This is a genomic window from Sphaerisporangium rufum, from assembly GCF_016863395.1.
In the GTDB taxonomy this organism is placed as follows: domain Bacteria; phylum Actinomycetota; class Actinomycetes; order Streptosporangiales; family Streptosporangiaceae; genus Sphaerisporangium; species Sphaerisporangium rufum.
The window spans coordinates 1-1,265 of the sequence record NZ_BOOU01000144.1 but is presented as its reverse complement, the minus strand read 5'-3'; the positions used below and the strand labels follow the sequence as shown (position 1 = coordinate 1,265).

Below are 1,265 nucleotides of genomic sequence, written 5' to 3'. Positions count from 1 at the left end.
AATGTGCTCCCCCGGAACGGCGGAACCAGCCGGTCGCGCATCGACTCCCCTTTCCGGGGGGAATCGTTCGGCTCCGGCTGCTCGAAGTCCTGGTAAGGGGAATCCGTCAGGGCCATCCGGACATCGTACGGGGCGGCCATTACGCCGAGCCTAAGAAACACCTCTTATGCCCCCAATTGGGGCGTCCGTTATGGCGGGTGTGGTGTCCGGGACCACCGTGGCATGGGAGAAGATGGCCGGGTGGTGAACGAGACGGGCAAGCTGGTGCTGGCGGGTGCGCCGATCGGTCGCGCGCAGGACGCCTCGGCACGGCTGCGCGACGCGCTGGCGTCCGCGGACGTCGTCGCGGCCGAGGACACCCGGCGGCTGCGCCGGCTGGCCGCCGATCTCGGGGTGACGCTCGGCGGGCGGGTGGTCTCCTACTACGACGCCAACGAGGCGGCCCGGGCGGCCGAGCTGCTGGAGGCGCTGTGCGACGGCCGGACGGTGCTGGTGATCACCGATGCCGGGATGCCGGGGGTGTCCGACCCCGGCTACCGGCTGACCCGGCTCGCGGTCGAGGCCGGGGTCCCGGTGACCGCGCTGCCCGGGCCCTCGGCGGTGACCACCGCGCTGGCGATCTCCGGGCTGCCGAGCGACCGGTTCTGCTTCGAGGGGTTCCCGCCCCGCAAGCCGGGCGAGCGGGGCCGGCGGCTGGCCGCGCTGGCCGGCGAGGAGCGCACGATGGTGTTCTTCGAGGCGCCGCACCGGCTGGCGGCGTGCCTGTCGGCGATGGCCGAGGCGTTCGGGGCCGACCGGCCGGCCGCGGTCTGCCGGGAGCTCACCAAGACCTACGAGGAGGTGCGCCGCGGCCCGCTCGGCGAGCTGGCCGCCTGGGCCGCGGGCGATGTCCGCGGGGAGATCACCCTGGTGGTGGCCGGGCGGGTGGCCGGGGCGGCCGAGCCGGACCTGGCGGAGCTGGTCGAGCGGGTGGCGGACCGCGAGCGGGCGGGCGCGACGCGCAAGGACGCGATCGCCGAGGTGGCCCGGGCGGCGGGGGTCCCGCGGCGCGAGCTGTACGACGCGGTGCACCGCGGCTGAGACCGGGCCACCGGCCCGGTGCCGGGCGGGTGGTCGCTGGATCAGCCGTCGCCTGATGCGTAGGGTGCCTCCGTGACGGCTTCTCTGGTGAAAAAGCATGACGAACCCGACGATGGGCCGAAGTTACCGGTTGACCGGTCTGCGACGCTGGCCCGGCTGGTTCCGCCGTTCCGGGGAAGCACGCT

The 1,265-nt window shown here is 74.3% G+C and carries 1 protein-coding gene; it reads left to right on the top strand.

The features are described from left to right. Positions 1-222 precede the first annotated feature (222 nt). A complete protein-coding gene (gene rsmI / locus Sru01_RS35050; RefSeq protein ID WP_203995237.1) occupies positions 223-1,080 on the top strand; it encodes a 16S rRNA (cytidine(1402)-2'-O)-methyltransferase in 858 nt (285 codons plus the stop codon). Positions 1,081-1,265: the final 185 nt, after the last annotated feature.